The 14,738-nt window shown below is 73.2% G+C and carries 13 protein-coding genes; 7 read left to right on the plus strand and 6 right to left on the minus strand.

Features of this window, described 5'->3' with window-relative positions; genetic code table 11:
• Positions 1–77: 77 nt before the first annotated feature.
• Positions 78–2,231 carry a germacradienol/geosmin synthase Cyc2 gene (gene cyc2 / locus LG395_RS02270; protein WP_225808235.1) on the minus strand — a complete coding sequence of 718 codons (2,154 nt, stop codon included), beginning with the start codon at positions 2,229–2,231 and terminating at the stop codon, positions 78–80.
• Positions 2,232–2,383: 152 nt separating this feature from the next.
• Between cyc2 and LG395_RS02275 the strand changes: the two genes are divergently transcribed.
• Entirely contained in the window at positions 2,384–3,184 is an 801-nt protein-coding gene (locus LG395_RS02275; RefSeq protein ID WP_171151765.1) for an alpha/beta fold hydrolase, read from the plus strand.
• Complete coding sequence (locus LG395_RS02280; RefSeq protein WP_225808236.1) at positions 3,181–4,446, plus strand: cytochrome P450; 1,266 nt, start codon at positions 3,181–3,183, stop codon at positions 4,444–4,446. The genes LG395_RS02275 and LG395_RS02280 overlap by 4 nt, the downstream gene beginning before the upstream one ends.
• On the opposite strand, the gene LG395_RS02285 is transcribed toward LG395_RS02280, so the two are convergent.
• Both LG395_RS02285 and LG395_RS02290 read right to left on the minus strand, forming a co-directional pair.
• Positions 4,423–5,643 (minus strand): damage-control phosphatase ARMT1 family protein, encoded by a 1,221-nt coding sequence (locus LG395_RS02285; protein WP_225808237.1) that lies wholly within the window; start codon positions 5,641–5,643, stop codon positions 4,423–4,425. The genes LG395_RS02280 and LG395_RS02285 overlap by 24 nt on opposite strands.
• 22 nt (positions 5,644–5,665) lie before the next feature.
• Positions 5,666–6,313, minus strand: a complete 648-nt coding sequence (locus tag LG395_RS02290; RefSeq protein ID WP_225808238.1) for a ScbR family autoregulator-binding transcription factor — start codon at positions 6,311–6,313, stop codon at positions 5,666–5,668.
• Between the two features lie 428 nt (positions 6,314–6,741).
• Here LG395_RS02290 and LG395_RS02295 point away from each other — a divergent pair, with 428 nt between their 5' ends.
• Positions 6,742–7,698: a lytic polysaccharide monooxygenase gene (locus LG395_RS02295; protein ID WP_225808239.1), complete on the plus strand. Its 957-nt coding sequence runs from the start codon at positions 6,742–6,744 to the stop codon at positions 7,696–7,698.
• A gap of 17 nt (positions 7,699–7,715) precedes the next feature.
• Here the strand turns inward: LG395_RS02295 and LG395_RS02300 are convergent, their stop codons facing one another.
• A complete protein-coding gene (locus tag LG395_RS02300; protein ID WP_171151776.1) occupies positions 7,716–8,366 on the minus strand; it encodes a Tat pathway signal sequence domain protein in 651 nt (216 codons plus the stop codon).
• 642 nt (positions 8,367–9,008) lie between these two features.
• Here LG395_RS02300 and LG395_RS02305 point away from each other — a divergent pair.
• The 3 genes from LG395_RS02305 to LG395_RS02315 all read left to right on the plus strand — a co-directional run bounded on the left by LG395_RS02305 (position 9,009) and on the right by LG395_RS02315 (position 11,500).
• Positions 9,009–9,719, plus strand: coding sequence for a DUF6230 family protein (locus tag LG395_RS02305; RefSeq protein WP_171151778.1), 711 nt, complete (start codon positions 9,009–9,011; stop codon positions 9,717–9,719).
• 5 nt (positions 9,720–9,724) lie between these two features.
• Positions 9,725–10,174, plus strand: coding sequence for a DUF6114 domain-containing protein (locus LG395_RS02310; RefSeq protein ID WP_225808240.1), 450 nt, complete (start codon positions 9,725–9,727; stop codon positions 10,172–10,174).
• 333 nt (positions 10,175–10,507) lie between these two features.
• Positions 10,508–11,500, plus strand: coding sequence for a sporulation protein (locus tag LG395_RS02315; RefSeq protein ID WP_225808241.1), 993 nt, complete (start codon positions 10,508–10,510; stop codon positions 11,498–11,500).
• 245 nt (positions 11,501–11,745) lie between these two features.
• Here LG395_RS02315 and LG395_RS02320 read toward each other — a convergent pair whose 3' ends face one another.
• On the minus strand, positions 11,746–12,105 hold the full coding sequence (locus LG395_RS02320) for an ArsR/SmtB family transcription factor (RefSeq protein ID WP_225808242.1): 360 nt from the start codon (positions 12,103–12,105) through the stop codon (positions 11,746–11,748).
• A gap of 202 nt (positions 12,106–12,307) precedes the next feature.
• On the opposite strand from LG395_RS02320, the gene LG395_RS02325 reads away from it, so the two are divergent.
• Entirely contained in the window at positions 12,308–12,763 is a 456-nt protein-coding gene (locus LG395_RS02325; protein WP_171151786.1) for a tellurite resistance TerB family protein, read from the plus strand.
• 171 nt (positions 12,764–12,934) lie between these two features.
• Here LG395_RS02325 and LG395_RS02330 read toward each other — a convergent pair whose 3' ends face one another.
• The gene (locus tag LG395_RS02330; protein ID WP_225808243.1) at positions 12,935–14,665 is read right to left on the minus strand and encodes an aromatic amino acid lyase; all 1,731 of its coding nucleotides are present in this window, start codon (positions 14,663–14,665) and stop codon (positions 12,935–12,937) included.
• Positions 14,666–14,738: the final 73 nt, after the last annotated feature.

A 14,738-nucleotide genomic window follows, 5' to 3' on the forward strand; every position in this document is an offset into this window, starting at 1 on the left:
CCTTACTCCCCAAGACTCCCGAGGACGCACCGAAGTTCCCTGAATGCCCGGTTCCGTACGCGGAGATTCGGCGACCGTCAGCCGAGCGACAGGGCCGGAGCGCGGCCGGGCAGGAAGCCGTGGGCGCGGCGGCCGAGCCATGCGGCCTTGTACCGGTCGACCTCCCGGTGCCAGTTGAGGATGCCGGCCAGCCAGTTCCGCAGGTCCTGCACATAGGCGTCCATGCGCGCCCGGGCCTCGGCCGACAGCTCGAAGTCGTTGTACAGCACCGGAAGTTCGGCCGCGATGACGTGCTCGAACTGCCGCATGCGCTGGGTCATCAGATCGTGGACGACGCCGAGCGCGGCCGGATAGTCCACGCCGAAGAAGTTCTGCACGACCAGGACCGAGTTGTGGATCTCGCCCTCGTACTCGATCTCCTTCTGGTACGAGAAGACGTCGTTGAGGAGACAGGCGTAGTCGATGGCGGCGTTCTCCAGGGAGCGCACCGGACCGCTGGCGTAGACGTCGGCGGGGACCGCCGGACCGTTGCCCATCCGGCACAGGCTCAGAGTGAGGTCCGAGCCGAAGGTGCAGCGCCGCATCTCCAGGTAGTCGACCGGGTCGGGGATGCGGTTCTGCATCTGGTTGGAGAGTTCCCAGACCCAGCTCTCGGTCATCTTGTCCACGGCCGACTTGAGGGTGCGCCGCTGGTCGGCGGTCATCCCGGCCGTGGTGCGCGTCCACAGGTCGATCAGCGCGCGTTCCATGGCGTCGGCGGGAACGACCGTCGGCGCGCCCTCCACCGGCATGCACCGCGACAGGCGGGCCGTGGTCAGCCGGGCGGCGGCGAGGTCCCGGCGGTGGCCGTACACCAGGGGGTAGTAGTCGTCGCCGTAGGTGCCCCAGGCGAGCCACTGTGCGCTGAGGTCGAGGGCCTCCGGGGTGGCGTCCGGGTCCAGGCCGGCGGAGCACAGCGCGAGGTCGTAGGCGGCGAGCTTGTCCTCGTCCCAGACGCCCTCCTGGAGGATGCCCGTCCCGTGACACCAGTCGACGAGGTTGCCGCGGGCCCGGTCCAGGTGGGGGCTGAGCTGGAGCTCGAAGGGCATGTAGAGGTCGGGGATGCGGGACGGGCCGACCTTCTGGTAGGGGACGTGGGAGTAGGCGCGCAGCCGTTCCTGCGCGGCCGAGGCGAGCAGCGCGCCCACGTCGGCGGCCGAGGTGCCGGGGCCGTTCGGCGCCTGCCAGGGCGAGCTGGGGCGCGCGCCCTTGTTCATGTAGCGGCTGGAGCGCATGTGCCACTCGTGGCCGCCGGACTGCCAGTCCTGGAGTCCCTTGGTGTAGGCGCCGACGGCGGCGACCTCGGCGGGCGTGAGGCCCTTCTCCAGGGCGACGGCGGGGACCTCGGTGAACGCGGTGTGCTCGAACTGGTGCAGCCGTGAGGTGAGGACGTCGTTGACGGTGTCGGCGGCTTCCTGGGTGGTGCAGCCGAAGAACTTCTCCAGGACCAGCACGCCGTTGCTGTTCTCGCCCTCGTCCTCGACCTCGCGCTGGTAGGAGAACAGGTCGTTGCGCAGGTGGACGGCGTCGGCGAAGGTCTCCATGAGGACCCGCAGCGGCCGGGTGCCGGCGACGGCGGCGGGCACCTCCGCGGTCGCGTACTCGACGAGCCCCGCCGACCAGGGGGCGCCGCCGACCTTGCGGCGCATCTCGATGTACTCGACGGGGTTGGCGACGCGCCCCTCGTTGATGTTGGACAGCTCCCACATCGACTCGTTGAGCAGGTGCTCGGTGGCGACGGAGAAGCGGCGGCGCCAGTCCACGGACATCGCCGGCACCGTCCGCGCCCACAGGTCCTTCAGCCCGGCCTCCACCGGGTTCTCCGGCTCCGGCACGGGGGTGGCGGGGTCGAGCGGCATGAACAGCGGCAGGCGGTCCAGGTGGGCCTTCCCGGCGGCACGGTCCTGGGTGCGCTTGTACATGTCCAGGAAGTGGTCGTCGAAGAAGAACACCCACACGTACCAGTCGGTGATCAGCGAGAGGGCGGGTCCGTCGCAGTCGGGATGGGTGTAGGCGCACAGCAGGCCGTAGTCGTGCGCCTCCAGGTCGGCCTGCTCCCAGATCCCGGAGCCTTCCAGCATGCCCATGTCGCGTGCCCAGCGGGTGGAGTGGGCCCGGGCCTCGTCCAGGTGCGGGTTGAGCCGCGCGGGATACGGCATGTAGAAGTGCGGGAGTTCGAACGGCTGCGTCATGGCCGGGCCCTACCCGTGGCCCCGGACGGCCATCCACCCGGCGGCACATGATCACACCATCGCGTGAACCACTCGGGAAACGAGGAACTCCGGTGGGCGGTTGTGGCGTTGGCTCCCTTGCCGTGTCCGCGCGCGCGGGCCACGGTAGGCGCATGACCTCCTTCGTGCTGCCCCATGAGGTGCACGGCGACGGCGCCCACAAGGTGTTCGCCGTGCACGGCTGGTTCGCCGACCGGTCCGCGTACGCGGCCGTCCTGCCCGACCTGGACCGCACGTCCTTCAGCTACGCGCTGGTGGACCTGCGCGGTTACGGCGAGGCCCGGGACGCGACGGGCTCGTACACGACGGCCGAGGCGGCCGTGGACCTGGTGGAGCTGGCGGACCGGCTCGGCTGGGAGCGGTTCTCGGTGGTCGGCCACTCGATGGGCGGCGCGGTGGCGCAGCGGCTGCTCGCCGTCGCCCCGCACCGGCTGCGCCGGATCGCCGGGGTCTCCCCCGTGCCCGCGTCCGGCATGCCGCTGGCCGGGGAGCAGGCGGCGCTGTTCGGGGACGCGGCGCACCGGCCGGAGAACCGGCGCGCGATCATCGACTTCACCACCGGTGGCCGGCGGCCCGCCGCCTGGCTGGACCGGATGGTCGCCCGCTCGCTGGAGCGCAGCGACCCGAAGGCGTTCCGTGCCTGGCTGGACTCGTGGGCGGGCGAGGACTTCACCACCGACGTCGTGGGCAGCGAGGTACCGGCGCTGGCCGTGGCCGGCGCGCTGGACCCGGCGCTGTCCCCGGAGGTCATGCGGCGGACCTGGCTGGCCTGGTACCCGCGCGCGGAGCTGGCCGTGCTGCCGGGCGCCGGTCACTACGCGATGGACGAGACCCCGCTGGACCTGGTCCGTGCCGTGGAGGACTTCCTGCGGGCCGACGGCCCGGACGGCACCGGGGCGGGCGAGGGGGCGTGAGCGTGCGGGACGCGCCGCCGGTCCCGGACGTCTTCGATCCGCGCCGGTACGCCGCCGGGGTGCCCTACGACGACTACCGCGTGCTGCGCGACCACCATCCGGTGGCCTGGCAGGAGGAACCGGAGGTGCTGGGCTGGCCGGCCGGGCCCGGGTTCTGGGCGGTGACCCGGCACGCGGACGTCGTGCGCGTGCTGAAGGACGCGGGGACGTACTCGTCGTACGCCGGCGCGACCCAGATCCGTGACCCGGACCCGGAGGACCTGCCGTTCGTCCGGCGGATGATGCTCAACCAGGATCCGCCGGGGCACGGGCGGCTGCGGCGGCTGGTGAGCCGCGCCTTCACGCCGGGGCGCGTGGACCGGTTCGCGGCGGTCGCGCGGGAGCGGGCGCGCACGCTGCTCGGGGGCGCCGTGGAGGCGGCGCGGGCGGGGGACGGCACGGTGGACCTGGTGTCCGCCGTCACCGACGAGTTCGCGCTGCTGAACCTGGCGGACCTGCTGGGCGTCCCGGAGAGCGACCGGCGGCTGCTGCTGCGCTGGACGCGGCGGGTCATCGGCTACCAGGACCCGGACGAGGCCGGTGCGCCGGTGCTGGACGGGGACGGCAGACCGGTGAACCCGCGGTCACCGGCGATGCTGGCGGACATGTTCGCCTACGCCGGACAGCTGGCCGCGTACAAGAGGCGGTATCCCGCGGACGACATCATGACGACGCTCGCCCACGACGCCGAACTCGCCGGAGCCGAACTGGAGATGTTCTTCTTCCTGCTCACCGTGGCGGGCAACGACACCGTGCGCGCCGCGGCCCCGGGCGGGCTGCTGGCGCTGGCGGACCACCCGGAGGCGTACGGGCCGCTGCGCGCGGGGAAGGTGGCGGTGGCGTCCGCCGTCGACGAGCTGCTGCGCTGGCATCCGCCCGTGCTGACCTTCCGCCGGACGGCCGTGCGGGACACCGAGCTGGCGGGGCGCGTGATCCGGGCGGGTGACAAGGTCGTGGTGTTCCACGCCTCGGCCAACCGCGACGAGCGCGTCTTCACCGCTCCCGACCGGCTCGATCTCACCCGCTCCCCCAATCCCCACGTCTCCTTCGGGGACGGTCCGCACGTGTGCCTGGGCGCTCACTTCGCCCGGCTGCAACTGCGGCTGCTGCACGAGGAGGTGTTGCGCGTCCTGCCCGGGCCGCCGCGTCTCGCCGGGCCGCCCGGGCGGCTGGTGTCGAACTTCATCAACGGCATCAAGTCACTGCCGCTGCGCTTGACCTGAGGTGTTCTTCCCGCCGCCCTTCGGGTCGGCCTGGATCAGCGCGTGCGTGCCACTGGTGCGCCAGCTCTGCCCCTCGGCCGCCACCAGTTCGGCCTCGGTCGTCGCGGACAGGCCGGTGATCACGTCGGACTTGAGGGTGCGCAGGGCGGCGACCGGGCCGGGGAAGTACGCGGTCGTCTCCCGGAAGGGCGTGGTGGGCGGCCAGAGCCGGTCGCCCACCAGACGGCGGTAGTTGAGGTCGCCCTTGACGACGGTCAGCGTGGCCGCGGCGAACTCGGCGCGCAGGTCGTCCGGCATCGCCGCGTACGGCAGCGGGGCGCAGGAGAAGGAGTGGGCGCGCACGGTGAGCCGGCCGTCGGCCATGGCCGACCAGAGCAGGCGCCCGTACTCGGCGGCCGTCCCGTGGGCCGCGCGCAGCCGGTGCAGCGCGTCGACGACGTCGGCGGTGGTGGCGTCGGAGACGTAGTACGGGTACGGCTTGACGTGCAGCACCGCCCGCGCGGTCCGGCCCTCGGCGAGGAGGTGCGCGATCAGCAGGAGATCGGGGACCAGTTCGCGGCCCGCGTTGTCCGCGACGAGCACGAGCGTGCCGGTTCCGGCGGGCGGCACCAGCGACCACAGGGTCTCGCTGTCGTCGGCGACCAGCGCGGGGGCGGGTTCCCCGGCCTGTGCGGCCGCGGCGGAGAGCCGGAAGCCGAGGTCGGCGCGGTTGCCCCACAGCGAGCCGTGCAGCAGGGCGCGGGCCCGCTCGTCCTGCGGCAGGTCCCGCAGGCCGTCCAGGGCGGCCAGTTCCTCGTCGGTCTCCGGGGCGTCGAGTTCGGCGCGTTTGAAGGGGCGGAAGGGGTCGATCCCCTGCCAGGGGCCCGGCCCGAACCAGCCGACGGCGTCCAGCAGCCGGCGGTAGAAGTAGCTCTCGGCCCACAGCCACGGCACGTCGTACCAGGACCGCCCGGCGTACTCGGCGAGGCCCCAGTCCTGCCACCGGTCCCGGTCCGGGGCGTCGGCGGGAAGCGGTTCGACGGTCCCCTCGGTGCAGCTCTTCAGCAGCTCGTCCAGGGCCCTGTGCTGCCCGGGGCCGTACGGGAAGGCGTCCCGTACCTGCCGGATGATCGCGGGGTGCCGTTCGGCCAGCACGCTGTGCGGGAACGAACCGGGTTCGTCGCCGAGGATCACGGGTGCGAAGGGGATGTCGGGCATGTCCGTCACCGTATCGCGGGTCTCAGGCGGTGCGGATCTCCCGCTCCAGCTGTGTGGCGAGGGTGACGTAGCGGGGGCGGCGGTGCACCGGGACGAGTCCGCGGATCATGAGGTGCCACATCTCGGCGACCCTGCGCGGCAGCCGTCCGACCGGTTCCAGCGAGCGGCCCGCGACCCTGGTGCCGATGAAGAAGCAGACGAGGGAGTGGGCGACGACGCCGACGTCGAGATCTGCGTGCACGTCGGTTTCCCGGACGGCCGCGGTGACCTTGCGGGTCGCGAAGTCGAGCCACTCGGTGAACGGGTGCCGCAGCGGCGGCCGTACGGCGATGTCCGCGGTGGCCAGGCGCAGTCCGGCGCGCGGCACGGGGTCCTCCACGGCGAGCCGGGCGATCCCGAACGTGGTGCGCATCAGGGCCTCGAGCGAGGAGCAGCCGCGGTTCTCGACGTCGGCCACGAGCTGCCGCGCGGCCTTGGCCTGGAGTTCCAGGATGGCGTGGGCGAGATCCTCCTTGGCGGCGAAGTGGAAGTACAGGGCGCCCTTGGTGACCTTCGCGTGTGCCACGATGTCGCTCAGGCTGGTGGACTCGTACCCGTGCCGGTCGATCAGATCGGCGGCGGCCGTGATGATCGTCGCCCGGGTCTGTTCGGCACGTAACTGCCTCGGCATCCTGGATCCCCTCCTCGCACCGAAAAGAACAGGACATGCGGTTTGTTTCTGACGCGTTGCATACGATAACTCACCCAGCGGCAACGGGAGTCCGGCGGACCACGCGCGCGGTGCGCCACGCGTCATCGCTCCGCTCGACACTGAACGGCTGCTCCGCACCTCTTCGACGGGCGAGCCCTCATGGTCCCCCTTCTCGCCGGCCGGTGTCCGGCAGCCCCGGGGCGACGGGCGCCGCCCCATGATCGCCACGATACGAGGCGGACGGCCGACTCCTCAATGGGGTGTGGAAGCAGGCGCAAAACAGCCGAACCGGTCGGTGCTTTCGCGCCCCCCGCGCGCGGGCGCGCCGGACCGGCTGAACGCGGCGGCCGGCGGGGCCGTACGGGACGGGGCAGACCCGTTCCCCCGCCCGCCGAGGAGACCCCCGGATGACTCGGACGACCCGGACGACCGCCCGCCTGAGCGTCAGGGCCGCCGCCGCGACGGCACCGCTCCTGCTCCTGCCGTGGCTGGCGGGGCCCGCCCGGGCGCACGGAGCCCCCACGGACCCGGTCAGCCGGGTCTACGCCTGTTCCCCCGAGGGCGACGCCGCCCGGACTCCGGCCTGCCGGGCGGCGATCGCGGCGAACGGCGGTCCGTTCACCGCCTGGGACAACCTGCGGGTGGCGGGGGTGGCGGGCCGTGACCGGCTGGTGATCCCGGACGGCAGACTGTGCAGCGCGAACCTGCCGGCGTACCGGGGGCTGGACCTTCCCCGGCGGGACTGGCCGGCGACGCGGCTGGCGCCCGGCGGCCGCCTGACGCTGACCTACGCGTCGACCATCGCGCACACGGGCACGTTCAGGCTGTACCTGACCAAGCCGGGGTACGACCCCTCGCGGCCGCTGACCTGGTCCGACCTGCCCGCGCGCCCCTTCGCCGAGGTCACGGACCCACCGCTGCGGGACGGGGCGTACCGCGTGCACGCGACGCTCCCGGCGGACCGGACGGGGCGCCAGGTCCTCTACACGGTCTGGCAGAACAGCAGCACGCCGGACACCTACTACGCGTGCTCCGACGTGGTCTTCCCGCGGCGCGGGAAAGCCGCCGGGGCGGCGGGGTCCACCCGGCCCGCACCGACGGCGGATCCACCGGCCGCACCGGCGTCCCCGGCCGCGGCGGCTCCCTCGGGACCGGGTTCACCGGCGGCCGGTTCGACTGCGCGGTCCGGCCACGGCGAGGAGAAGGCCGGGGCCTCCGTCGGCGACGGGGCACCGGTCGCGCGGACCACGACCGGCGGTTCCGGCCCCTCCGCGCCACTGCTGGCGGGCGGCGCCGCCGCGGTGCTGGTGCTCACCGGGGGCGCCGCCCTCACTCTGCGGCTGCGCCGTCCACGACGACGCTGAGGCGGTGATCCGGTCGGTCAGTTGACGTAGACCCGGGCTCCCGCGTCGGTGACGGGTGCGTACTTCGCCGTGAAGTAGCCGTTGGCGAAGCACAGCGACGAGCCGGACGTCTTGGTGAACTGCTGGTTGGTGAAGGTGATGCTGCTGTCGGCGTTGTCGGCCTTGCCGGTCAGGCCGGGCGCCTGGTACACGCAGGTCACGCTGCCCAGCAGGGTGCGCAGCTGGACGGTGGCCTGGATGACGGAGCCGCTGGCGGGCGAGACGGTGAGGGTGCCGCTCGAGGTGATCGTCGCGGAGTAGGGCAGGTTGTTGATGGTGATGCCGTTGACGCCGAGGACACCGGTGACGTTGCTGGTGCAGGTGCTGCTGTCGAAGGTGTGCGCGGTGACGGACTCGGTGGCCGTGCCGGGTGCGGTCGGGTTGCCGGTGACCTTGGCGGTGAACTGCGAGCCGGTGCACTTGACCCCGCTGGTGCCGGTCGCACTGGAGTAGAAGGTGGCGGAGGTGCCGGAGGCCAGCGGCGCGGTGAGGGTGTCGCCGACGGCGACCGCGGTGCCGCCGGTGCTGCCGGTGGTGAGGACCGTGCCGGCCGCGGAGGCCGGGGTGGCCCATGTGAGGGCGAGCGCCGTGGCGGTGCCGGCGAGGGCGAGGAGGGAGCGCGTACGCATGCGGGTGCCTCTCTTCCTGGGGTGGGGGGACAGATGAGGTGAGGTGGGGGGTGGAGATCGGTGCGGATGCCGCCGGCGCGGGGCCGTCACGCCTTCTCCGTACGCGGCGGACCCGCGACGGCGGCACGCCGGGCACCGGTCGGAGGCTTCCGGGGAAGACCTCCGGCCGGGCCGGGCACAGGGGCGGCCCGGCACGGAGAGAAGGAGGCGAGAGACCGTGCCGGAGCCGCGCTGCGAGGTGGAGCGGTTGCCGTGACAGGGCCGGGAACGCGGCCGGTGCCGCATGAGGGACGCGGTGGGTGCCACGCCTTGACGCGACGGGTGCCGCTTGCTGGATCCGGCGCCACGGATCCGCGGAAACAGGGGCAGTTGTAGACCTGAGCAACCGTCAGGGTCAAGTGGTTGAAAGGCAGTTGACCCAGGCCGGTTCCGGTCCGCGCACATCCGACACCCTTTTTTCACATCTCCCTTGACCCCTGAATGTAACCGGCGGTAACTTCCTCGGAGGCTACTGCCGCGTAACGAGAAAGCCCTTGCGCCCGCCGGGAGTTGCGAGGAGGCGTGCGCGGCATCCGCTGTCCGCGCCAGGACACCGCGCCACTGAAGCCCAGCCCGCACTGACCCGCGCCCATGGGAGCAGACATGGCCTCGTCCCCGGACGTCCCGTCCGCCGGCAACACCCCCGACATCCCGGGAAGCGACACACCGGGAAGCGACACACCGCCCGAAGCCCGGAACGCCGCCGGGGCCACCGCCGGCGACAGACGCGGCCGTGTCCGCGCCCGCCGGGCCGCCGTGATGGCGGTGCCCGCCACCCTGGTCGCCGCCGGCCTCGCGGTCCTCACCGCGCAGGGAGCCCTGGGTGTGCAGTTCGCCATCTCCGGCATGCCGTTCACGGTCACCGCCACGGAACTCAACGGCACCGGATTCGAGCAGTTCGGCTCGCTCGACAACATGGCGGACGGCAGCCCCAACGCCGGTGACACCGGCGGTCAGGTGCTCGTCGTCACCTCCGCGATCAAGCACGCCACCCTCACCAAGCTGTGCCAGAGCGTCGACCTGGGCGGCACCAACCTGCTGATCACCGCGGGCGGCGGGGCTGAGAAGGTCAGCGCCACCGACCTGACCACCGACTCCACCGAGCTGTCGGGTGACGCGGCGTTCGACAACATCGAGATCGGCAACGACGCCAGCACGCTGACCAAGGCGGGCGTGAAGGGCCCGATCGGCGTCTTCAGCCAGCAGGCCGACACCGTGCGGATCGCCCATCTGCGGCAGACCAACTACGCGACGACCGCCGGCGTGTTCAAGCTGCCGGGTCTCAAGCTGCGCTTCAGCGACTCGGGTTGCTGATCGCCGTGCCGGACCGTCCACGTCTGGGAGCGAGGCTCGCCTTCCGCGGATGGCGGGCCCGCCGGCCGTTCTGGGGCGGACTGCTGCTCGCCCTCGGCGGCGGCGAGATCCTGCTCACCGAGAAGGCCTCCCTGAAGGTCGTGCTGCACATCGGCATGCAGGGCCTGGCGGGCTATCTGCTGCCGACCCTCATGGTGCTGCTGGGCCTGCTGATCCTCTTCAACCCCTCCCAGCGGCTCTTCTACTCCATCACCGGCATCCTGCTCTCCCTGGGCAGCTGGCTCACCTCCAACCTGGGCGGTTTCTTCGTCGGCCTGCTCCTCGGCGCGGTCGGCAGCTGCCTCGCCTTCGGCTGGCTCCCGGACCAGGAGCCGCGCGTCAGCCGCCGCGAACGGCGCAAGCGGGAACGGGCCGAGGCCCACGCCCTGACGTCGGAGGGAGCGGGCACGGCCTGAGCCGGGGCCTGGGCGTGCCCACGTCCTGTCGTCGCCGGCGCCTCCGTACCGCAGGCGCCTGGGCGCGCCGGACCCTCGCCGGCGCGGGGGCCCGGGCGCGCCGGGAGTCGGCGGCTCGGGGCGGAGGCGGAGGCGGGCCGGCCCTCGGCGGCGTGGACCGGACCGCCCGCTCGGGTGGTCCCCGGAGCGGACGCGGCCGGACCAGGCCGGATCATCCGCCGGGGTCACCCGAACAGGTGACTTGGGAACTTCTTTGCCCATGCCCGGAGTTCATCGGGCAGTCGGACGGCGGTGGAGCGCCGTCCGTGACGCGATGAACGAAGGAGTTACGGCATGGTGTTCAAGAGGCTGCTGGGCGCGATCGGGGTCGGCGGCCCCTCCGTGGACACGGTGCTGGACGGCGGCGCGGCGCTGCCCGGCGGCACCCTGACCGGCCGGGTGCTGCTGCGGGGCGGCGCGACGACCGTGGAGGTCGAACACATCGGCCTGGAGCTGATCGCCCGTGTGGAGGCGGAGCACGCCGAGGGCGAGAGCGAGGGCACCGTCGCCTTCGAGCGGTTCACCGTCGGCGGTGGCTTCCGACTCGGTGAGCAGGAGGAGCGTGAGCTGCCGTTCAGTGTCCCGCTCCCCTGGGAGACCCCGGTGACCGAACTGCACGGGCAGCCGCTCGGCATCGTGCTGGGCGTGCGCACCGAGGTCGCGGTGGCCGGCGCCCGGGACAAGGGCGACCTGGATCCGCTCGCCGTCCGTCCCCTGCCCGTGCAGGAAGCCGTCCTGGAGGCCCTCGGCGCACTGGGCTTCGGCTTCCGCTCGGCCGACCTGGAGTACGGCCGCATCGGTGGTACGGGGCAGCAGTTGCCGTTCTACCAGGAGATCGAGCTGACGCCTGCCCCGCAGTACGCGCACGCGGTGAACGAGGTCGAGCTGACCTTCCTCGCCTCCCCCCTCGGCGTGGAGGTGGTCCTGGAGGCGGACAAGCGCGGCGGACTGTGGTCGTCGGGGCACGACGCCCTGACCCGTTTCACCGTGCGCCACGAGGACGCGGCGACCCTCGACTGGCACAGAGAGGTGGACGGGTGGATCCGCCAGGTGACCGAGCACCGTGACGCCTACGACAGCCACGCGTCGTACGGACACGGCGTCGCGCACCTGCCCGGTCACCACTCCCCCGACGCCCACCACTCCGGCCCGGGCCTGGGCACGGCCGTGGCCGCAGGCGCGGCGGGCCTCGCCGTGGGTGTCGTGGGCGGCATGGTGGCAGCGGAGGCCGTGGACGAGATCGGGGACTTCTTCGAGGGAGAAGAGGAAGAAGGCGACGAAGGCTAGGCCGGTCTTTCGTCGGGACCGGGCCGGATCAGGGCCCGCGAGCCCGGCGTGATCCAAGCGAGAGGCCCCAGGGGCAGGAGGAGGGGGAGGAGCGGGGACGGTGCTGGGCGGTGGGAGGGGCCGGGCCGTGCCGCTCGGCGGACCGGCCGCCGGGCGAGGGCAAGGGCGGCGGGCTCGGCGGCGGGCCCGCGTGGGCCGGTGCCCGGGCGTCGCGGCTACGGCGGGAGGACGGCGCCGTCCCTGGGTCAGAGCCGGCGGGCCGGGACGGCGGCAGGCGCCTGCCGCTCGGCGAGCCGGCCGACGACACGGTGGACGACGTCGACCACGGCGGCCTGTCCGGCGGTGTCGACGAAGTACACCTGGCGGCGGCCCTCTCGGCGGGAGCGGACGAGGCCGGCGAGTTTGAGCTTGGTCAGATGCTGGCTGACGGCGGGCAGGGCACCGCCGACCCGCTCGGCGAGGCCGGTCACGTCACTCTCGCCCTGGGTCAACGCCCACACGATGTGCAGCCGGGCGGGCGAGGCGAGCAGTCCGAAGGCGGCGGCCGCCTCCGCGAGCACCTCGGCGGAGGGGTCCTGGTGGCCGGTGCCGCGCGCTGTCGCCACTGTCGCCTTCCTCCGCTGGGATCGTCATCGGTTCGTCACGGGCTCGTCGTCGGTGCGTCGCTGTGGTCCGGCTGTGTCGGCCGTGTTCGGGGACACAGTGTAGATCTGCGGAACTTCCCGGCCGCGCCATTAGTTTCTACGTTGCTGTAGAAGAGACCGTCGGGATGCCGGAAGCACCCGGCGGACGATACGAGGAGTACGCATGGCCCTGTGGGACCGCATCAAGGAGTCGGCGTCGCAGATGCAGACGCAGTTGGTGGCGAAGAAGAACGACCTGAAGAGCGGCGCGTTCCGCGATGCGAGCATGGCGATGTGCGCGTTGGTGGCCGCCGCCGACGGCACCGTGGACCCGTCGGAGCGGCAGCGGGTCGCTCAGCTCATCGCCACCAACGAGGTGTTGCAGAACTTCCCGGCGGACGACCTGCGCCGGCGCTTCGAGGAGAACCTGAACAAGCTGACGGCGGACTTCGCCTTCGGCAAGGTGAGCGTGCTGCAGGAGATCGCCAAGGCGAAGAAGAAGCCCGCCGAGGCGCGGGCCGTCATCCAGATCGGCATCGTCATCGGTGGCGCGGACGGCGACTTCGACAAGGACGAGCAGGCCGTGGTGCGTGAGGCGTGCTACGCGCTGGACCTGCCGCCGCACGAGTTCGACCTCTGAGCCCTGGGCAGGGCGCGTGGACGGGGGCACGTGCGACGACCTCGGACGTGCCGTGCCCTCGTCCACGCCCGTGCCGAACGCAGCCCACCGCTCCCGCACCCGGGCACTGCGGTGACGGCGACCGCGGTAACGGCAACCGCGGCGCCCGCCGCTCCCGCACCGGGCCGGCGCTCACAACTCCGCGAGGCGGGGCAGCAGTTCGGTGGCCGTCTCGATGTCCCCGGTCAGCGGGCGGTCCTCCAGGCCGGTGGGGAGCACCGCGGCGGCGAGCGTGAGGGCGGAAAGGGCCGGCGGTTCCGGGTGGAGACGCAGGGCCCTGACGGCGGACACCAGTTCGCAGGCGAGGACGGTGGCGTAGGCGGCGCGGGCCCGTTCCGTCTGGCGGGCCGCCTGCCCGGCGAAGCCGGCGGCCTCCTCCAGGCCGTGGGAGAGGACGGCGTGCCCGGCCGAGGCGGGCGCGGCGGCGCCGGCACGCAGCTCGGCGAGCGCCGAGTTGGCGGTGTACTCCAGGATCATCGTGCCGGAGCTGCCGGCCGGGCCTGTGGCGAGGAAGGCGGGCAGGCCGGTGAGGTCGGGGCGGCTCAGCGCGGAGAGCCGGGCGGCGGAGAGCTGCGCGGTCTTCAACAGCGCGAGGTTCAGGCCGTCCAGCGCCAGCGCGAGGGGAGCGGCGAAGAAGCCGCCGTGGTGGTAGAGGTGGCCCTCGGGGCTGAGGACGGGGTTCTCCGAGGGACAGTTGATCTCGGTCTCGACGATCCGGCGCAGCGCGGCCGAGGCGTCGAGTGCGGCCCCGTGCACCTGCGGGAACGCACGGAATCCGTACGGGTCCTGGATCCGCCGGTCCGTCGCGCGAGGCCCGTTCGCCGCATCCGTCGCCGGGTCGTCGGGCAGGCCGAGCAGACGCCGTACCTCGGCGGCGGCACGGGCCGGGCCGGGGTAGGGCCGCAGGGCGTGCACCGGCGCCGCGTACGCCTCCGGCGAGCCCGACACGGCGGCGAGGGACAGCGCCGCGACCACGTGCGTGGCCCGCAGCAGCAGCTCGGTGCCGTGCCCGGCCAGGGCGGCCTGCGCGAGGGCGAGCGCGTTGCTGCTGAGCAGCGCCAGGGCGTCCCCGGCCCGCAGCGTGACCGGAGCGGGCAGTCCCCCGGCAGTCCGGTCCCCGTCGCCGGCGCCCGCTCTAACGCCAAGGGGGCGCGCCTCGCCGACGTGCACACCGTCGACCGTCCCGGTCAGGTCCGCCGCCAGGGTCACTTGCTCCGCACCGGCGCCGACGGCACCCACACCGACGGCGCCGAGGGCCCCGGCACCGGCGGGCGGCCGTTCCTCACCGAGCGCACCCCCGGCCGGCAGCTCGGCCGGTGAGCTCGGCGCGTCCTCGGGTGTCAGCCACGGGCGTTCGCCGAGGAGGGTCAGGCCCGTCTGGGCCAGGGCCGTCAGGTCGCCGGTGCCCACGCCGCCGTACTCGTTGACCGCCGGGTGCACGCCGAGGCGCAGGGCGTCGGCGAGGGCGGTGACGAAGGACGGGTGGATGCCGGAGCCGCCGGCCAGGAGCTGGTTGGCGCGGATCGCCAGCATCGCCCGAACCGTGCGGGCCGGCAGCAGCGGACCGGCCCCGCCCGCGTGGCTGCGCAGCAGGCGCAGGCCGTGCGCGGTCTCCTCGGCCGGGTCGACGGCGACCGAGCGGTGCGCGCCGACACCGGTGCCACGGCCGTACCAGCGGCCCGTGGCGGCGAGCCGGTCGGCCGTCTCGTGGGCACAGCCGACCCGCTCCAGGGCACCGGGGTCGACGGCGGGTACGGCCGTGCCGTCCGCGAGCCGGATCAGGGCGGGGAGGGTGAGGCCGCCGCCGTCGAGCGGGACGCGGGTGTCCCCTGGCTGCGGGGGCACCCGCGTGGGCACGTCCACGGTGGTTCCTGACAGTTCCTGGTCGTTCTGGTTCTTCTGGTCGTTCTAGTTGTTCTGGTTGTTCTGGTTGTTC

The sequence above is a fragment of the Streptomyces spinosus genome, assembly GCF_020400655.1.
Taxonomy (GTDB): domain Bacteria; phylum Actinomycetota; class Actinomycetes; order Streptomycetales; family Streptomycetaceae; genus Streptomyces; species Streptomyces argyrophylli.